The organism is Corynebacterium sp. HMSC072A04, assembly GCF_001809235.1.
In the GTDB taxonomy this organism is placed as follows: domain Bacteria; phylum Actinomycetota; class Actinomycetes; order Mycobacteriales; family Mycobacteriaceae; genus Corynebacterium; species Corynebacterium hiratae.
On sequence record NZ_KV796749.1, the window covers coordinates 37,309 to 55,947 of the forward strand.

The following is an 18,639-nucleotide window of genomic DNA, read 5'->3' on the forward strand; positions in this document are numbered from 1 at the left end:
TTAAAGAGGTTCCGTCAGAAGGTTTCGTCGAGGTCTGAGAGGTCCGGGGCTGCCGGCTGGCCAAAGAATGGACGTGCGGCTGAGCCTTCGTTGTTCTCCTGCACCGGCGACTTAAAGTCCATATGATTCGTGTCATCCAACTCATCCAAGGACAGATCCGAAGGCTGAGCAAAGGGCTGTGCGCTGGACGACGCATCCGGAATCAAGTACTTGAAATCCGTAATCTTTCCGTACTGCACCACGGTCACCGAGCGTGAAAGCTGGCTGGTCAGCGCGGTCTGGCTGTCGACCTCCACGATGCGCGTGCGGGAGCCATCAATTTCGGTATAACCTTCAGCGCCGCCAGCGCTGGTGAGTGCGTTGGGGCTAAAGGCCTGGAGGGCTCCCTTTTCCTGGTTCATTCCGGCGAGGAACTCGGAGGTGCTCTGCACGCGGCTGCCGCCCTCCTCGCGGAAGGTCACGCGGCTTAGGTAGCGCTGCAGACTGCGGGTCATCCGCGGGTCCGTGATGACCTTCTGCCATTCCTGTTGCTTCAGGTCACGGTCCTGCATGTAAGCGTGATCGAGGTTGCGCGACAGGTTATCCAAGGCGGTGCTGGACCCCAGTCCAGCCATGCCCCACATCTCATTGAGTGCCACGGCCGAGTGGCCAGTGCGGTTGCGCTCGAAGGTGTTATTCATGTCATCGAGCAGCGACTTAAGCGAACGGTGCGCCCATTCGGTCTGGAAGATGTAGGAGCGGATTTCATCCGTCATGCGCACAGCATCGTCGCGGTTGAGCACGGCCTGGGCGATGCGAGCGTTTTCTGGAAGACCCGACTGCGGTGTCCGCAGCCGGTCGCTCGACGTCTCCTTGCGGCCGAAAGGTGCGTAGATCGCACGGCCCAGCAGCGCCGACCAGCTCAGGAACTGGTTATAGGCATTAGAGATGCGCGAGATCTCCGCGGAGGAGGTTGCCAGATTCTGGGCGGCAATTTCCTGATTGCGGTTGAGCAGCTTTCGTCTCTGCACGTAGTCAAAGATTTCACGCTGGGCCTTAGTAAACACCGCCCAGGAGCAGACGAGGAAAAGCACGACCGCCAGGATGATGCCCACGACGTACCACGGCCAGTCGAACCACTGTAGGTACTCACCCAGCGGCAAGTCTGGATTGTAGCGCCCGGCCACCATGTAGGTCATGAGAGCAAGCGCCACGAAGAGCACGATCCACATCGTGCGCAGCTTCCGGGTCAGTGCTTTGTTTTCCGCGTTGAAATCACGCGCTTGGAAGTTATTGGCCAGCTCTTGCAGCTCGCGTGCTTTGGCGTGCGCGTCGCGGTACTTCTGCTGGGCATGCCCCAGCTTCTCCCATAGGCCCTGGCCCACCTTCCAGGCGAAGGTGGTGCTGTTCTTTGCTCGCCACGACGCAAACTCGTGCTTCTTGCGGCTCACCGCCTCGTTGCGGGTTTGCTGGCTGGTGTACTCGATGTCAGCGGCAAAACGCTCGGCACCTACCGGATCGAAAGGCGCGACGGTTGCTTGGGACTCGTGTGTGTAGCCCAGCGTGCTGGTCATCAGCGGGTGGAAGCCTTGGAAGGAAGCGCTGACATCCTGCACAGACTGGCCACCGTATTGCACGATGTACATGTTGCCCTGGTTATTGCGCAGCCCCTTGGTGTCGATGCTCTCGCGCCACGAGCCATCGACCAAGCCGAGTGCATAGTCGTGGTATGCCTCCCACGTGCGCGACAACTGCGGTTCTTGTCCCAGAGAAAAGTGCTGCTCCCGGGCGACCCGCATGGTGTGCTCGCTGGCTTGGCGCAGCTCTTCGACGCTCGTCGCGCCGCTGCCCTTGCCGGAGTGCCCCGCCAAGACGACCTCCACGCTGGAGTCCTCACCGTAGAGCATCTTCTGCAAGAAGGTAGCCGCGTTCTTGTTCATCGCACCGCGCTGGCCCTCAACCCAATCCTGGGGCTTGCCGACCACCGTGGACCAGTACAAACGCAGATTATCCTTCAGTGCTGCCCAGCCGCTGACCTTGTGGGACTGCAGCTCCTCATAGGCGGTCGGGGCGCTCACCAACGGAGCAATCTCCTGGTTGATGAACATCTGTGCGCACTGCTCCGTGAGCTGCTCCGGGTTGGCATAATGCACGGTGCGCGAAATGTTGTTGACCTGCGGCTGTGGCAGGCGCTGGGCGGGATCGAAGACAGCCTTTTTAACCTTGTCCTCGATGTCATTGGCATCGATGGTGCGGTGGAAAGCGCGCACGAGACGGAAACGCTGCCGGTCACCTGTTTCGATGACGCGGTGCGTCTCCGGATCCAACACCGCCGGTTCCGGCATGCCGCGCCACAGACCGAAAATGCTGGCCACGGCCGGGGCTGCGAACTGTGCCAACTCGAAGCCGTCCGCGGTGCGCTTAATGGGACGGATGCGCGACGACGCCGGGGTTCCGCCCTCCTCCGGGGAGAGCACGAGGTTGCTCCAGCCCTGTAACGGGGCGATGTCCACGCTTTCGCGCGGGAGGGCGGAAAGCAACAGGCGCACGCGCAGATTGGAGGCCTGGATGAGCCGCTGATCGACGGCGCTGACCCACTCCGTGAGCTTGTCGACGTCCTGCGGTTGTTCCGCGTCCATCGGGTCAATGGTGGCGAGGAGGACGTCCCCGCTGAAGCTGCGGAGGGCCTCGTCGAGCGTCGACAAGCGCGCCGTTCCCTCTTCCGTAAAGGAGCGCACGACGGCCCCACTGGTGGGGTGGGCATAGTCGATCCAGAGGAAGTTCTGCAGGAGACCAACCGCACGCAGATCGCTAAGGCGAGAGCGGATGTCATCCGCGGTGGCGCCGTGTCCAAAGATAATTACGTTCGTCATTAGAAGGTGTCATCCAGGTCGTTGAGGTTGAATTCCGGCGCGGTGGGCTGGGCGAAGCCTGACTCGGAGCTACGCACCTGCGGCTCCGGCTGGGCCACGGGATTCTCCGCCACCGTCTTAGCCTGATCCAGGTAGTTGCGGATGACCGGAACCATCGCGATGACGTCCAACGCCAAGTCACGGTAGTACGGCGTTATCGAGGCAACTTCGCGGGAACGGATCTCAGCGAAAGGCTTTTCTTTCCGGCCCTGGCCCGGCAGAGCATTGGAGTGCCCCGGCACGAAGTGGTCTGCGCCGCGAGCAAACTTGTCCAGCTCGTTGACGAAAGTTTCGTAGCGATCCTGAATGGAGGTTCCTACAACTCCGCGGTTCGGGACGTCACCGTTAGCCAGGAACTGTGCCAGGCGATGCACCACTGGGTGCGTCGAGGCGCCAGAGTGAGCGAAGTCGAGGCCGTCGTCGAAAAGCCCACGCAACAGTTGGTACGGGTACAGCGAGGAGGCGAAACCATAACGCCCAGTTTCCTGAACCTTGGCGTAGGCGATGAAGATGGATTCCAGCACCGAGGACATCCAGTCCGACTTCTTGATCATGCGGCGTGGTGAGATGAGCAGCGGGTTCGGGAAGTCCACCCAATCGTTGACGCCGCCATCCGTGTCATCGAAAATGTGGGCCGCAGCGTTGGCGGCATCCGGGTTCGAAATGTAGACGCGGCCGGTGATACGCCCGATGATCCAGCCAGCCACCATGGCCTGGCGTTCCGTGTTCGTCAAAGGCAGTGCTGCCGGCAACGGGCGGGTGCGGCGCTCAGACCACCAGGAGCCGTCGAAATTGTCCTGCTTCTCAATGTCCTTGGCAATGTAGTTGAACATGGAGGAGAAGACGATCGGCGAGTAGTTCGGGTAGGAACCAAAGATCTCAATGTGCTGGACGTGGTCCGACATGTTGAGCGAATTGCGCAAAGCCACGGAAGAAGGACCATCAATCTCAGGGCGGCTCAGCACTGACTCCAGCTGAGCGGCAATGCCGGTCTCCGCAGAGCCCAGCTCCGCAAACGGAATATCGGAGAAAGAGTAGGTGTACTGCACCGACTTGCCGTGGATGCGCTGGACCATCTCATCGTTGACGGCAGCCAGCGGGCGGGCATAGCTCAGGGCCAGCTGGAAGGCCTCGATGAAGCGACGCTGACGCTCCGCGTGCTCAACCTCGTTGATGTCTGGGGTGAGCGTGAGGTAGCGGCGCAGGTCCACAGAGTTGAACTTCTGGAACTCGTAGTCACGGCGGTTAATCCACTGACGCGAGCGCTCCAGCAGGTCCGTCGGGCGAATCTTCGCCCGGTAGTGCGCACGCTGTGATTCGCGGGTTTCGCCATTTTGCGGATGGCGCGAGAGGTACTTGGATACCCAGCCGGCCCGGTTGGAGTAGGCATCGTTGGTGCGCTTCTGCGGCGCCAACGTGTCATTCGGTGCCTGGGCCGCATCGAGCGATTCCCATTCGCCGCGGATGACGGCACGCACGGCAAAGGGGTAGGCCTGCTCGTAGTTAGTGACATCCGCGGTGGACTGTTGGCCCTGGATGGTGCGCAACATCTGGTCCCGGTAGTCCGAGATGAAGGAGTTGACGTCGGTCAGCATGATTTCGTTCTCCGCGCCCTTGAAGCGGGATTCCACGACCTCATCGAACTCCGTCGGCCACGAGTTGACCTCATCGGTGCGGACATCAGCCAGCTTGTTGGTTTCCGGGCGCTTCGACACGGCCTTCTCCAACACCGCGTGGGCATCCCCCAGCTCGCGCTTGAGGTGGAAGAGGTTCTCATCGGCGTAATCCTGAAGGACGTCCTTGAGCAGGTGTGCGATGGCCATGAGGGCGTAGCTGTAGAACTGGTTGAAGTACAGGCCCATGAGCGCATTGACGGTGGGAGTCGGGTCCGTCATCTGCCCCTTACCGGTCAATGGGCTGAGGATGGGATCCGCGCCTTCCGGCTTCGTCAGCACGCGGGTGTTTTGGTAGTAGCCGGAGTACTCAGCCAGGCACGGCAGGAGGCGGTCGGAGTTGGTGAGAACATCCGTGATCTTGGAGAGCATCTCGCGCACATAAGGAACGCCCACCGCGGCCAGCTCCGCCTCCACGGCAGCGAGGACGCTATCGCTGAAGAAGTTGGCGTAGCGGTAGACGATGTCATAGGCGGCATTGTTAAGAACAGATGCGATGGCCTGCTCGTTGCGCGGATCCGCCATGTTGCCCTCGAACTCTTCACGCCATTCGTTAACGTTGCGGCCCTGGCCTACGGGGATGAAGCTCTGCAGGTATTTCGTGGCGCTGTCTGCAGCCTGCTGGGCTTGACCGCCAAACACGCTGTTGAGCCAGTTCCACACGCTGCCGCTGTCGATCTGCCCGCCCTGCGCCCAAGAAGGATCGAGCGTGATGGAGCCGAAGGCATTGGGCAGGCGCTCCTCCAGCTTCTTGGCAATCTGCATCTCGCCGGCCTCGGGGTTTTGCGGGTCAAGGTGCCCGTTGAAGAGGCGCTCGAAGGCACTGCGCGCAAGGCGCTGGGAGGAATACTCGGCGAAGCGATCGCGGCCCATCGACACCTGGGCATAACCCAGCGAACCCCAAGGCAGGCGACCCCACGGGGTTCCACCCGTCGGGCTATCCCAGCCGAAGAAGCGGCGGCCGCCGTCACCGGCCGGAGTGTTAGTCATTGCATAGGACACCAAGTTATCGCTGGCCTTGGTGGAGGCCATCAGTCCTGCCAAGGCTCGTCCCAGGCCACGGTAGATGGACATGGCGGAGCCGTCACCAAAGCGGGCGCTGGTGGTACCCATCTTGGAGCCGATCGGGAAAATACGGCTGAAGATCTGGCCCTCCGGCGGAGTACCCATGTCGAAGGCCTCAAAGACGGCGCGGTCATGGTCGCTGGAGTTGCCCATCTGCGCGGCGACGACTTCACCGAACATGGCGAGCGAGTTCGGCCACGCGCCGGCCATGTCATCTGCCTTGTTATCGGAGAAGATCTCCGGGGAGTACATGAAGACGAGCGTGCCCTGCGGGTTCACGTTCGGAATGGTGGTGAGCACACGGCACACGTCGAGGAACATCGAAGCACCTGCACCGCCTGCCATGGAGGACACCACGAGGACAACCGGCTGGGAATCACCGGTATCGGAGTCCAACTTGGTCTGCTTGTAGTTGAGGCGGTTGAGCTCCTGGATCGCCTCCTGTGTGAACATCTCATCCACCGCATCCTTGAGGGCCTGGCGAATCTCCTTCAGGTGCGGAAGGGTCAGCATGCGACCGATCGCACGGTACTGGCCGGCACCGTCAGCCAGCTTCACGTCATTGGTGGCGGGGTTGCGGGTGGCCCACGTTGCGATCTCCCCGAGCTTGCCGGAGCGGCCCAGGATGCTGGATACGCCTTCATCGAAGGTGTTGTAGTTCTGGCGCGAACCAATGCCCACGTAGTGGCCACCGTTCTGCGTAACGTTCGGCAGCTTTTGCGGGCCGGCTTCCTCTTCGAGCGGCACGTCGATGTTGACGAACTGCCAAGCCTTGGGCAGCTCGGTTAAGTCCGGGTCGATGCTTCGCAGCTCGGCCTTGAGCTGGTCCATCATGAACGCCAGTGTCTTGGCGCCGGAGCCACCGCAACCGACGACGAGGAACTTCTTCATCTCTAATTACCTTTCGAAGGGGAGGTTCGCTTCTGTTCTATTTAGGGTTGGTGCGTGCTGCTCAACCGGCTTAGCCCTGGGAGCCGAATCCCGGGCTAGGGGGCCAGCCGCCATTGTTACCAGGGTTACCAGGATTGTTCGGTCGCTGCTGGCCTGGCTGGCCGAAACCGGGGCCTCCACCGAAGCTGGATCCGCCACCAACGTTGGGGCCACTGCCAAAGCCGGGGCGCCCTGGCCCGCCTGTGGGCCCTGGCTGGCCGTGATTCGGTGGACCGGATGGCTGGGACGGCCCAAAGCCTCCGTGCTGCGGCGGTTGCTGCTGCGCACCATTGCGGGGAGCACTCTGCGGGCCGCGCTGCGGCGTAGGTGGTTGGCCAGGGTGTGGTCCGCTCTGCGGGGCATTCGGCGGCTGCGGGCCAGGCTGGCCCGCCTGCGGCGGCGTCTGCGGCGGTGCCTGCGACTGTGACTTCTCGGCGGGGAATTCCACTTGGTCGAAGAGCTGCAGGGCCTGGCGGCTGATCTCCTTGGACATCTCGTCGTACGCGCTGGCCTGCGCCAACGTATCGACAGTCAGGACGATCTCTCCGGAGTTGCGGTCCTTCGCGTTGCCCACGAAGAACCACGTGTTCTGCACAGCAAGTGGCAGCACTGCGCGATATCCGGACTTCTTGCCCTTACTGGAGATAGTGCCATCGCGCTGAACCTCCACGTGGGCGGCGGTAAAGGGGCTCAGGCCCATCTTTACCTTGGCGTCGTTGCCACCCAGGCGAACAGAACGTGCAGAGGTCTCCACTGGAACGGCACCTTGGAACTCGTCCTTGGACACCGCAAATGGGCGGCCATTATCGGTGCGTATGAGGTTCGCGCCATCGCGCTTGACCGGGATGGTCTTCGCAAACATGCGCGGCTTCTCCGGAATGCGGCCGCTAATCCACTTCATCAAGTACAGAATTCCCAGGGGGATCAGCAACGCGAGCACAACCGCAAGGACGAAGGACAGACCGAACGCGGACTTGTTCAATGGCGCGCTCATGGAGCCCTGCAGCGTCAGCGGTAGCTCCAGCTGTTGGTTATCCTCAGCCGACTGCAGGTTAATCACCGGCTCCACGCGCAGCGGGCCATCCGCCATCTCCTCAACGCTCACCGTCACCGGGATGGTCGTTTTCTCATCCTTGGAAAGCTCCAGCGCGGAATCCTCAGAGTTGTGCTTGGAGCTCACGGAAACGGAAGGTACTCCTGCGGGAAGCATGCCGTCAGCGGAATCCACAGTCTGGTCTGCTACCCAGACCTTGCCGGGACCGGTCACGGGGACATCGACGGTAATTTCTTTCTCCGTCATGGTGATCGTCTGCGCCGAGCCCACCGTCGGCATATTAACCGGGGTAACGGTCAGCGGCGTTTCCGCGTTGATGGGATCCAGCTTCGAGCCTGGACGCTCATCGGTGCCCTTGGTGGTGATCTCCACGCGCGTCACCAGCTGACCGGATGCCGCGTTTTCCACTTGGTCCAGCGGAATGTCGACTGGCTGCCCATCCGTGATGGGCGCATTGTCCACGAGGGTGACCGGGGAACCATCCTCCGGTACGAACTCGGCGTGGAGGGTACCTTCGCCCTCCAGCGTGCGCGGCTCGCCCTGGCCATCGACCAACTGCCCCTTCAGGACCTGGTCCGAGTTGATGCCGCCTTCCACCTTGGAGCCGTCTTCCGTCTTGAGGTCTAGGTTGAGGCCCGGCACCATAACGACGGACGCGAGGTACTCGCCATCAGTTCCCTCAGCCACCTTGTAGCCAAAAGTCCAGGCGCCTGCCCAGGGGTCGCCGTCCTTCTCCATCGCGATATCAACCATGCCTGGAAGCTTGCTGTTCTCCGTCACGGAGACCTTCGCGCCGGCTACGTGAGTGGTATCAGGCTTGAGCTCAACGGTTTCACCATCGGGCCCAGTCAAGGTAGGGATGAGCTCTCCTTCCCCAACCGAGCTCTTCGGCACCGCCGACAATCGCACTGGGGACACGGAGTTATCGAGGACGAAATCGAATTGGTCCTTGAGGTTTCCCTCCTTGGTCACACCACCCGAGGTGGGGATGAGGTTACGGAAGGCAGCGAACAGCGCCGCTGGATCCTCACCCGCGTCGAAGAAAGCACCGTTGGGAGCGCCCTGGCCGCAGTCTTCGCCCTCCGCCATGCGGGTGAGCTGGCGGACCTGATCTTGTGCTTCCGCAGCCGGCACGAGGCCCACGTTAAAGAGGCGGATATTGGAGTTGCGGAACGCGGTGACAGAGGAATTTACCTCACAGAGCTTGTCCTGCGCTCCCTGGAGATCGTGAGCCTCGGCATCCGTGTAGTACTTGCCATCGGTAAAGAACACGATGGCGCGGCAGCTGCTGCCCTGGTGGGAAGCCAGTTCCTTGAGTGCTCCCTTGTAGGCCGCGCCATAGTTGGTCTCTAGATCCGCAACACGGTCCTCCTGTCGGAACTTGTCCAGTTCGCCTTTGAGAGCATCCCCGTTGCCGGAGACATTGGTCCACCCGCCATAGTCAGCTGGATCGCTGTAGTACTCGGAGCCGAAACCGGCGAGCTTGACGTTGATGTCTGCGCCATTGTCCTCCCCGAGGTTGGCCAGCTGCTTGACGATGTCCGCCGTGGCGTCAACGCGGAAGAAATCAGCATCCGTCGGCTTCGACCCCTCATAGCCCACCAACGAGGCTGACTGGTCAAGAACGAACAACAGGTCCGCAGATTTTTCGCTGGCGATGCAGGAGCCAAAATCAGAGAGGTTCTTTTGCGAGACTTCAGAAAGCGCGGACTCGGAGCCGATTCCCTCAACGTGCTCCTGTGGCGGCTGATTCTCCCCGCCGTGGTCTTCTGGGTTCTCCCCGTTATGTTCTTCCGGCTGGGCTTCCGGGGCCTCTGGTGCAGGAGCCTCCGGCGCGGGGGCATCTGGAGCCGGAGGCTCCTGCGCCACCGCTCCCAAACTGCCGCCGAATCCGGCGAGTGCCATCGCCGCGGACAGGGCAAGTACACGAGTGAGCTTCTTCATTAGACGCCAACCGCCTTTCCTACGTAGAAGGCGATTTCCACCGCAGCGACAATGACAAGGACAAAACTTCCGCCCATGATGAGGCGGTACAGCAAAGTTTGCGTGGTGTCCTCTACATAAAACGTCTCAGCCTGGCGCTGCGTGTTCCGCAGCGTATAGATACCCAAGAGAATAAAGGACACAATTCCAGCCAGCAGCCAACCGCCAATAGCCAGGCCAAAGAACAGGACCTGCGTCGGGGCAGCCACGAGCGGGGCGACAATCAACAGAATCAGCGCAATGACCGCAGATACGCCCGCTGCGATGAGAAGCGGCCACGGTCCCTTCGTGGGGCCTGTCGGTGTTGCCACCTGGCGGCGGTAGTCCGGCGCCGGGGAGGACTGGCCGAAGCCATCCGGCGAGCCCGGCGCGCCGAAGGAGCCACCGGCCCCCGAATCGGAGCCTTGGCCAAACCCAGAACCCGAGGAAGGCTTCTGTACGGGGTTCTGCGCAGGATTCGGTGCGCCAAAGCCACCGAAGCCGCCAGGTCCACCGGGCGCGCCAAACCCAGAGCCAGAACTGTTTCCGGACCCTGTGCCTGGCTGGGGAGCCCCCTGTGGCGGGCGCCCGCCGAACTGTGGTGACGAGCCTGGGGAACCAAACGTCATATCAATGACCTTCCCTAATGCGAAGTTATGCCGCCGACTAGCCTCTACCTGCTCCATCGAAAGGCGCAGAAGACAAAAGACCAGCCGGAGGCTTAAGGACTAAAACCAAGGTAGCCGTACCCCCTGACACAGCCTGCCCTTCAGCGGCCCCGAAATTCGAACGCGCCCGAATCTCTTCGAGCGCGCCGTGGCACAGCAGACAGGAAACGTGCAGGGAACACGAAAACACTGCAAGCAAAAGAATGCCACACTAGGAGCGTTTTTTCTGCCCACTTCACAGATCTTTATGGGCGCTCTACCGAAACCGCCTCCCGGGAAGGGCCAGCTCAACTGCTCTTTCTTAAGGAACGAGGTGGAATGGGAGCACTCCCCGCCTGACGGGAATCAATTTCCTCATTTCTGCTTCCCCCAGTTTCGTGGAAAGATGCTGTTCCATGACAACTCAATCGGCAACCGCAACCACCGCAAAGGGTGGCGAGAGCATCCGATTCATCCCGGTACATTCCACTTTGTACCCGTGGCTGGTCGCGGTGTTCGTCGTTACCTTCCTCATCTCGAACATCAACGCCACGAAGGGCGTCCAGCTCGGCCCGCTTATCACCGATGGCGCCTTCTTCCTCTTCCCCATCGCCTACATCGTGGGCGACGTTCTCTCTGAATGCTATGGCTTCAAGTCCACCCGCCGAGCCGTGTACATCGGTTTCGCCATGGCGCTTCTAGCCGCAGTTTCCTTTTATATTGCAATCTGGCTGCCCGCGGCTGATTTTTACGAAGGCCAGGAAGCCTTCGCCGCCACGCTCGGCCTGGTTCCGCAGATCCTGCTGGCTTCCCTCGTCGGCTACGTCGTGGGCCAGCTGCTCAATTCCTTCACCCTGGTGAAGATGAAGGCCCGCTCGGGCGAGAAGGGCCTCATCGCCCGCCTTGTTGCTTCCACCGTCGTCGGCGAATTCGGCGATACCCTGCTGTTCTGCGCCATCGCAGCGCCTGTCATCGGTATCGATTCCTTCAGCGGCTTCCTGAACTACGTCATCGTGGGCTTCTTGTGGAAGACCGCCTGCGAGGTCATCATGCTTCCACTGACCACGCTGGTTATCTCTTGGGTCAAGCGCCGCGAGGACTACGTGCCTATCGACGAGGCCGACACCCCTACGTCAGCGCCGTCTAAGTAGCAGCGACCCGCCCCGATCTTTCACCCCCTTAGCACGCACTGTGCTGAGGGGGACTTTTCACTCTTCCCTTCACTTGCCCCAATGAATACAATGTATTCACGATGGTTAAGGAGGAAATATGGCTACTTTGACAATTCGCATGGATGATAACGACGCGGAACTCGTTCGGAATTTAGCCGCCTTTGAAGGCCGGACGATATCTGATTTTGCCCGAGCAGCACTTTTAGAACGGGTCGAAGACTACTACGACCTTCAGGAACTGCGCGCAGCAATGGCAGAAGATTCTGGCGAACGGTTTAGCCTTGATGAGGTCCTCGAGGATCTCTAAAGATGTCGGAGGGAATCACTTCATATCACGTCGAATTCACTTCGAAAGCCCGGAAACAGCTAAAGAAGTTTGACCGATTCGATGCGCGAATCATCGTGACGTGGATCCAAAAGAACCTCGAGGGCTGCGAAGACCCTCGAGCTCTCGGAAAAGGATTGACTTCAAACCGTTCAGGTGAATGGCGCTATCGGGTCGGTTCTTACCGCATTCTGGCGTACATCCACGACCAGAAAGTAACGATTGAGGTATTCGCTATTGGCCACCGGAAGGACATCTACGATGCATAAGCATCTACGAGGTTCCCTCCTCCCCATCCTTGGCCTGGCTACAGCCTTCAACCTTGCGGCATGCTCGGGTACAGAGGAAGTCACCACGTCGTCTGAAACGACGAGCCACGCGGCACCGGAAACGACGGCGGTGAGCAGTGAGGCGTCGTCAAGCGCAGCACCCAGCACCACCCCTCCCCCGCTCAACCAAGGCCCAGCACCCGCTCTGACCGGCACGTTTGAGATGGATGGCCCAGCCACCATCACGGGCGCGACCTATGATTCGATGCCCTTCGTCGTGCCCCTCAACCCGGCCGGTCCGCAGGAGACCATGGTGCGATGGGTACAAGACTGGGGCGAGTCCCCCGCCACGGCGGAGCAGGGCACCACCTACGTGTTGGGCCATGCCTGGGGCCAGCAGAAACTGGTATTCAACCCCTTCTCCGAGGTGGTCACCGCCGACGTCGATCTGAGCAACCCCACCACCGTGGAGAGCCTCGACGGCGTCGAGGTGCAGCGCTTTACGACGCCCATCCTCAACGGCTCCCACATCCGCATGACCTCCGAGGGCGGTGCCGGGCGCGAGTGGATCGTGGATAACGCCTTCCTAGTTGATAAGGAACAACTAGGAAGCGACGCGGACCTGATGAATACCGAGGTTCCCGGGCGCATCGTACTCATCGCCTGTGCGGTAGACGGCACCACTGACTTGGAGTACAACGTCATCGTCACTGGTCACTTGGCGTAATAGCGCCCCATAAATTCATCGCGGTATGCCTCGTAATAGCCGCCGTCGATGGACTCCCGAATGTTATCCACCAGGCGGATCATGAACTCTAGGTTGTGCATGGTGCACAGCGTGCCGGCCAGGAATTCCTTGGCCTTGAGCAAGTGGTGGATGTAGGCGCGGGAGTAGTTCTCCGAGACGTAACCGCCAAACTCCTCGTCCACACCAGAAAAGTCGCGCTTGAAGCGCGCATTAGTGAGGTTCATGCGTCCGTCGAGGGTGTAGACGCCACCGCGGCGCGCCAGGCGGGTCGGCGCCACGCAGTCGAAAGTATCGGCACCAGCCTCAACGGCGGTAAAGATGTCATCCGGTTCAGAGATACCCAGCAGGTGCCGGGGCTTATCGACGGGCAATTCATCGCACACCCAGCCCACAATCGTGCCCAGATTTTCCTTTTCTAAAGCACCACCGATGCCGAAGCCACCGAAGCCGCGCCGGCCATTCGCTTCGGCGCGATCGGAGAGCTCCACGAGCCCGCGTGCAGCCTGTCGGCGCAGGTCCTCGTATTGCGCACCCTGCACCACTCCCCACAGGGACTGGCGCGGCTTCTGCGGGCCACGGGCAAGTGTCAAGCAATCGTGCTCATCCAGGCAGCGCTGCGCCCAGCGGCGCGTGCGCTCGACAGACTCCTCCTGGTAAGTGCGGGTATCAACGAGCGTGGTGAGCTCATCGAAGGCAAACATAATGTCCGCACCCAAGCCATGCTGGATCTGCATGGAGACCTCCGGGGTGAAGCGGTGCGTGGAGCCGTCGATGAAGGACTTGAAATCCACACCGTCCTCATCCACGTGCGCCATGCGCTCTTTCTTGGCCGCACGGATATCGGAGTCCGTCAGCTCCGCCACGTCCATGGCGAGGACCTTTTTGAAACCCACGCCGAGGGACATGACTTGGAATCCGCCCGAGTCGGTATAGGTCGGCCCATGCCAGTTCTCGAAGGTAGCCACGCCGCCGGCCTCGTCCACGATGTCGTGGCCCGGCTGCAGATAAAGGTGGTAGGCGTTGGACAAAATGGCTTGGGCGCCGGTCAGGCGAATCTGCTCCGGGGTCAGCGTCTTCACCGTGGCCTTGGTGGCCACCGGAATAAACGCCGGGGTTTGGATGTCACCGTGCGGGGTATGGATAACACCGGTGCGGCCGTGCTTTCCCGGTTGTGCTGGACCGCCTAAGTCCAGCTCCTTCTTCACGTCGAAGGAAAGGTCGGTCTCCAGCTGCGGCTTAGGGTGAGTCATAGGGAACTATTCTACGGGCTGCGCTGCCTTATCCTCTGCTTCACGGGATGCTGCCGCGTGTTTGCGCTCCCATTCCTCTTCCAGTGCGGTGCCCTCGATGTCCAGCTGCGGAATCAACTTGTCCAGCCATTTCGGCATCCACCAGGTGGTGTGCCCCATGAGGAACATGGTGGCGGGGACAAGCGACATGCGGACTAGGAAGGCGTCAAAAAGCACGCCCGCCGCCAGCGCGAAGCCGAAGATCTGGATGAAGGGCAGGGGCTGGCTGATAAAGGCCACGAAGACGGAAATCATGATGATGGCCGCAGCGGTGACCACGCGGGCACCGGCAGTAAAGCCGGCGATGGTGGCCTCATCATTAGCGTTGTACTTGCTGTACTTCCCGCCGCTGCCCTGCGGGAAGCGGGAGAAGTGCTCGCGCATGCGGGTGACCAGGAAGACCTGGTAATCCATGGCCAGGCCGAAGGTCACGCCGATGAGGAAGATGGGCATGAAGGAAATCAGCGGTCCGGGTGCTGGCACCAAGCCGGTGAAGCCGTCCTGCCACACAAGCACGGTCAGGCCGAAGGCGCCACCGACGGAGAGCAGGAAGCCTAAGCCCGCCACCAACGGCACCAAGATGGAGCGGAATACAGCCAGCAGCAGGAAGATGGCCAGCCCCACCACAATGGCGAGGTATGGCCCCATGGCCCCCTCAAGACGCTCGGTGATGTCGAGCTGTACGGCGGTCAGACCCGTCATTCCGATCTCGGCACCGGTGGCATCCTCCAGCTCCGCGCCGGCGGTGCGCAAGGCAGAAGCGGTACCAACCGTGGCCTCATCCGTTGGTGCAGTGGTGGGGCTGACCATGATCTGCGCGGCCTTCATATCCTGGCTCACGCCCACCAACTGGGCGTGCTTGACGCCGCCCACCTGGTTGAGGCGCTGCACGGAATAGATGAAGGAGGACAGCGCAGCCTTCTTCTGCTCATCTTCTTCACCCTCCTGGCCCTGGATATAGGGCTGCAATGCTGCGGAATCCGGGTTGGCGTTGGCGCCATCCACGATCACCAGGAAGGGACCATTGATGCCGGGGCCGAAGCCCCCGGAGAGCAGGTCCGCTGCCTTGCGCTGGGTGGTATCCGGGTTGGACGTGGTATCCGCCGGCAAAGCCAGCTCCATGTGCAGGACCGGGGCCGTCAAAGCACCCAGGCCGAGCACCACCAGCGCCATGACGATGCCCGGGGCACGCTGCACCGTGCGCACCCAACGGTTACCCATCGTTGGCTTCGTGCGGCGCGGGCGGCGCTTCGTGGGGTTGCCGGCCACGCCGGGGATACGCCCAGCAAAGGCCTTATCACCGAGCAGCCCCAGCATCGCGGGCACCAAGGTCAGCGCCACAAGCACGGCCATGAAGACCGTACCCGCAGCGGCCAGCCCCATCGCCGTCAAGAAGCTAATGCGCGCCACGAGTAGCGCAAAGAGCGCGATGAAGACCGTCGCGCCGGCAAAGACCACCGAGGAACCCGCCGTGCCAACGGCCATGCCGGCGGCATCCGGTCCGTCCATGCGGGAGCGCTCCTGCCGGTAGCGCGACATGATGAACAGCGCATAGTCGATGCCCACGGCCAGGCCAATCATGACGGCCAGCACCGGGGTGAGGTTGTTGAGCTCCATCCAGTGGGTAGCAATCATGACGCCCATCGCGCCCAGGCCCACGCCCACGACCGCGGAGATAAGCGGCATGCCCGCGGAGGCCAGCGAACCAAAAGTAATAATGAGGACGATAAACGCCACGGCTAGGCCGATGACCTCAGAAATCGAATTGACCTGGATCTCATCACCGAAGCCCGCGCCGCCAGCCTCTACTTCCAGCCCCGCCGCGCGGCCGATATCCATGGCCTCATGGACCACGTCTTTATCCGCGGGGTCCACCGAATAGGGGCTTTCCGCATCGAAGTCGAAGGTGGTGTAAGCGATGGTCTCATCAGCATTGACCATGGCCAGGTTATCGGCATCCGCCCGCGCGGTCTCCTCCGGCAAACCCATGGAGGTGAACTGCTCAATGACCTGCTGCTGAAGTGCTGGCGATACCTCAAGCGGGTTGCCCCAACGCTGCTGGCTGCCCTCCGGGATATCAAGGCCTTCAGCAATGTGGTGCACCACGTCCTCGACCGCTTCTTTATTATGCGGATCGCTGAGCTTCTGCCCTTCCGGGGCCTTGAAGACGAGGTTGACCGACGGCGCATTGGCCGGGTTACCGTTCTCCGGGAAGAGCTCCACCGCGCGGCGGGTGGCATCAATTGCTGGCGTGCCGCTGATGGAGTACTCCGTGGTCATCGGCTTCATCAAGCTCAAGGTCGCTCCGCCCGCGGCCGCTACGATGAAGATCCAGGCGATGATGACCTTCCATCGATTGATGTAAGACCAGCGGCCTAGGTGGTAGAGCAGCTTTGCCACGGAAATTCCCCTTCACATGCGCGATTATTGCTCGCGGAAGCTTTGGTGGTGGACACGAATGTGCACCAGTTTAACCAGTTGGGCTGTGAAGCCCTAACGACATCGTGCACCTAGATAAGCACCAGCTCGTGGTTGAAAGACTGCGGCAGACACCCCGTATTCACAGGCGACCTATTCCCGGCTCTTACTAAGTAGGACAACCGTATCGACACACGACGCTTGAGTTCGTCCAGGAAAGCTTTCGGCATACTCTCAAATCCATGTTGTTGAGGGGTTTCGCCGTCATCAACCATGACACCGCAGAATAATGACCTTCCGGCGCAGTTGATAAATGGACTCTAGGTGGTCAAAGTTTTCTACGAAGCGGTATATAGGCAGTCCTAGGAGAGTCCCCGAAGACCGCAGTTGGATGCACTTTCCAATCCTCTCCTTCTCGGAGAAGCTGCTGTATTCCTGCTCTACAGAACATCCCGGCCCAGATCTGTGCTGCAGCCTTTCCGACGCGTTTGGTTACTCCTAAATGCACCGCCGCCGCGAACTCGCCATTCGCTCTGTCCGGCTGGTTTAACACCGACAAAACGAAGGCACAGGGATCTGCGCTTAGGCGTTTGATCGCATCATCAAATTCATCGGTGCGCGATGCGCGTCGCCATTGTGCAATCTCACCAGGCAGTACTAGTTCTTGAGCAGAATCAAATGTGTACCGCCCAATCAGGGAGGTTAAACCAAGTGCTGGTATATCGGATAATTCTTTTTCTGAGAAAGTCCCCACCTTCTCAAGATTCAATCGAATTTCATCGACGGTCTTTGCATCGGTTAATGCCCAGGCAAATAGTTCAACTTCTAACACGTCACATCCTTGGTAGAGACAGACCCCAGATTTACATGTGTAGCGCCTACTTTGGAAACTCCACTCACCTGAAGGCCTCTGCCCGAGAGCCGTGATGTTGTAGGCAAACTGGCCAATTGCACCCTTGCGATGCGTACTTACTTCATTACAAAGGAACAGCACCCTCAGCTATATCTGCCGTACGCGGCGAACGCGCCACAGGCAGGGACGACGCAACAGCTGCAACCACCAACGCAGCTGCCAAGGCAACCGCCGCAACACCAGGCTGAGAAGAAAGCGCCGCGAAAAGAATCATTCCAAGCGGGGTACCGGCGGTAAAGACCAGCTGATCCTTTGTTGCGAACTGATGCACCAGATCATCATCTCCCAAAGACTGCCCGAGAGAATCCCACGCAATGCCTGCCGCAGTCATCAACAAGGACGCAGCAGCACCAACTGCGGCGATGAGCACGAAGACAGAGGAGAATGCCAAAGCCAGGATCTGCCCGGCCAGAAGAATCAGCATCAGAATTTGCAAGGTGCCAAAACGCACCCGATCTAATGCCTTCAGAATTGTTGCGGCTGAGCCAATCAGCGAACCGACCGCAAGCGCAGTTGCCATAAACCCCCACGACTTTTCGTCGAAAGTATTCATAATCCATGTAGGTCCAGCACTTCCCAGGAAGCCGTTGACAATTGCCGCGACCAGCCAAGTGCCGAGCCCTACCCGCACCCAGCTCGGGAGTGTTGGGGCCGCAAGAGGCTTGTTCGGGCTCGATGAACCTGCGCTGTCCGGTTCTGGTTCAGCCGCTGCGACATTAGAGCTTTCGCCTGCTGGTTCCCTGCGCACTGAGAGAAACGGAAGAACAAAGAGCATGGCCACGAGGAAAGTGGCGCCGTCGATAAGCAATACCGTGTTGAATCCCAAGGTGAGCACTGCCGCTGTACCGATGAGTGGGCCGGCGATAAACAGCACATCACCGAGCATCGACAGGGTTCCATTGACGCGGGTGCGCTGCTCATCGGAAAACAGCTGCGACAAGAGACTAAACCTTGCTGGCCCAAAGAATGACGAGGCACAACCGTACACGCAGCTTGAGAGCGCGAACGCAGCAATGGAATCGCCGCGAGCCACCACCCACGCCACGGGTCCCCACTGCGCCAACATCCGAACGACATCACTACCCAGAATCCAGGTCACCGGCCGGTGAGGTGGCGGCAGCTTTCGGACCACTAAAGAACTAAGGAAACGGCCCGCCCACAGTGCGATAAGCACCACCGTCAAGCCGCGCCCCGACGGATCTACTCGGTGTGCCTGAAGCGCAAAAGCAATCGGGATGAGGCCGTCACCTAACCCGGCCCTTCCGGTTTTAGAGTGCGTTGAT

12 protein-coding genes are annotated in these 18,639 nt (G+C 60.5%); 4 read left to right on the plus strand and 8 right to left on the minus strand.

Translation table 11 applies throughout. The features are described 5' to 3' along the window. Window positions 1-14: 14 nt before the first annotated feature. From HMPREF2565_RS02485 to HMPREF2565_RS14145, 4 genes are all read right to left on the minus strand, one after another. Window positions 15-2,852: a hypothetical protein gene (locus tag HMPREF2565_RS02485; RefSeq protein ID WP_070821467.1), complete on the minus strand. Its 2,838-nt coding sequence runs from the start codon at window positions 2,850-2,852 to the stop codon at window positions 15-17. Beyond that, complete coding sequence (locus HMPREF2565_RS02490) at window positions 2,852-6,520, minus strand: tubulin-like doman-containing protein (RefSeq protein WP_070821468.1); 3,669 nt, start codon at window positions 6,518-6,520, stop codon at window positions 2,852-2,854. The genes HMPREF2565_RS02485 and HMPREF2565_RS02490 overlap by 1 nt, the downstream gene beginning before the upstream one ends. Before the next feature lie 70 nt (window positions 6,521-6,590). After that, a complete protein-coding gene (locus tag HMPREF2565_RS02495) occupies window positions 6,591-9,557 on the minus strand; it encodes a VWA domain-containing protein (RefSeq protein WP_070546930.1) in 2,967 nt (988 codons plus the stop codon). After that, a complete protein-coding gene (locus HMPREF2565_RS14145; protein WP_232745250.1) occupies window positions 9,557-10,204 on the minus strand; it encodes a hypothetical protein in 648 nt (215 codons plus the stop codon). Before HMPREF2565_RS14145 ends, HMPREF2565_RS02495 begins: the two co-directional genes overlap by 1 nt. A 434-nt stretch (window positions 10,205-10,638) precedes the next feature. On the opposite strand from HMPREF2565_RS14145, the gene HMPREF2565_RS02505 reads away from it, so the two are divergent. The 4 genes from HMPREF2565_RS02505 to HMPREF2565_RS02520 all read left to right on the plus strand — a co-directional run bounded on the left by HMPREF2565_RS02505 (window position 10,639) and on the right by HMPREF2565_RS02520 (window position 12,715). Then, window positions 10,639-11,373 (plus strand): queuosine precursor transporter, encoded by a 735-nt coding sequence (locus HMPREF2565_RS02505; protein ID WP_070546933.1) that lies wholly within the window; start codon window positions 10,639-10,641, stop codon window positions 11,371-11,373. A 118-nt stretch (window positions 11,374-11,491) separates the two neighbouring features. Next, window positions 11,492-11,701 (plus strand): type II toxin-antitoxin system RelB family antitoxin, encoded by a 210-nt coding sequence (gene relB, locus HMPREF2565_RS02510; RefSeq protein WP_042528872.1) that lies wholly within the window; start codon window positions 11,492-11,494, stop codon window positions 11,699-11,701. 2 nt (window positions 11,702-11,703) lie between these two features. Next, entirely contained in the window at window positions 11,704-11,988 is a 285-nt protein-coding gene (locus tag HMPREF2565_RS02515; protein ID WP_046648850.1) for a type II toxin-antitoxin system RelE family toxin, read from the plus strand. Next, window positions 11,981-12,715: a sortase family protein gene (locus tag HMPREF2565_RS02520; protein WP_070821469.1), complete on the plus strand. Its 735-nt coding sequence runs from the start codon at window positions 11,981-11,983 to the stop codon at window positions 12,713-12,715. The genes HMPREF2565_RS02515 and HMPREF2565_RS02520 overlap by 8 nt, the downstream gene beginning before the upstream one ends. Here HMPREF2565_RS02520 and tgt read toward each other — a convergent pair. The 4 genes from tgt to HMPREF2565_RS02535 form a co-directional block, all read right to left on the minus strand. Beyond that, on the minus strand, window positions 12,703-13,986 hold the full coding sequence (tgt, locus tag HMPREF2565_RS02525) for a tRNA guanosine(34) transglycosylase Tgt (RefSeq protein ID WP_071406823.1): 1,284 nt from the start codon (window positions 13,984-13,986) through the stop codon (window positions 12,703-12,705). The two genes, HMPREF2565_RS02520 and tgt, sit on opposite strands and share 13 nt — an antisense overlap. Before the next feature lie 6 nt (window positions 13,987-13,992). Further along, a complete protein-coding gene (locus HMPREF2565_RS02530; protein ID WP_071406824.1) occupies window positions 13,993-16,425 on the minus strand; it encodes an MMPL family transporter in 2,433 nt (810 codons plus the stop codon). A 346-nt stretch (window positions 16,426-16,771) separates the two neighbouring features. Further along, the gene (locus HMPREF2565_RS13645; RefSeq protein WP_141745879.1) at window positions 16,772-17,275 is read right to left on the minus strand and encodes a hypothetical protein; all 504 of its coding nucleotides are present in this window, start codon (window positions 17,273-17,275) and stop codon (window positions 16,772-16,774) included. Window positions 17,276-17,420: 145 nt separating this feature from the next. Continuing rightward, window positions 17,421-18,639: MFS transporter (locus HMPREF2565_RS02535; RefSeq protein WP_071406825.1), on the minus strand; the 1,219-nt coding region annotated here is incomplete at its 5' end.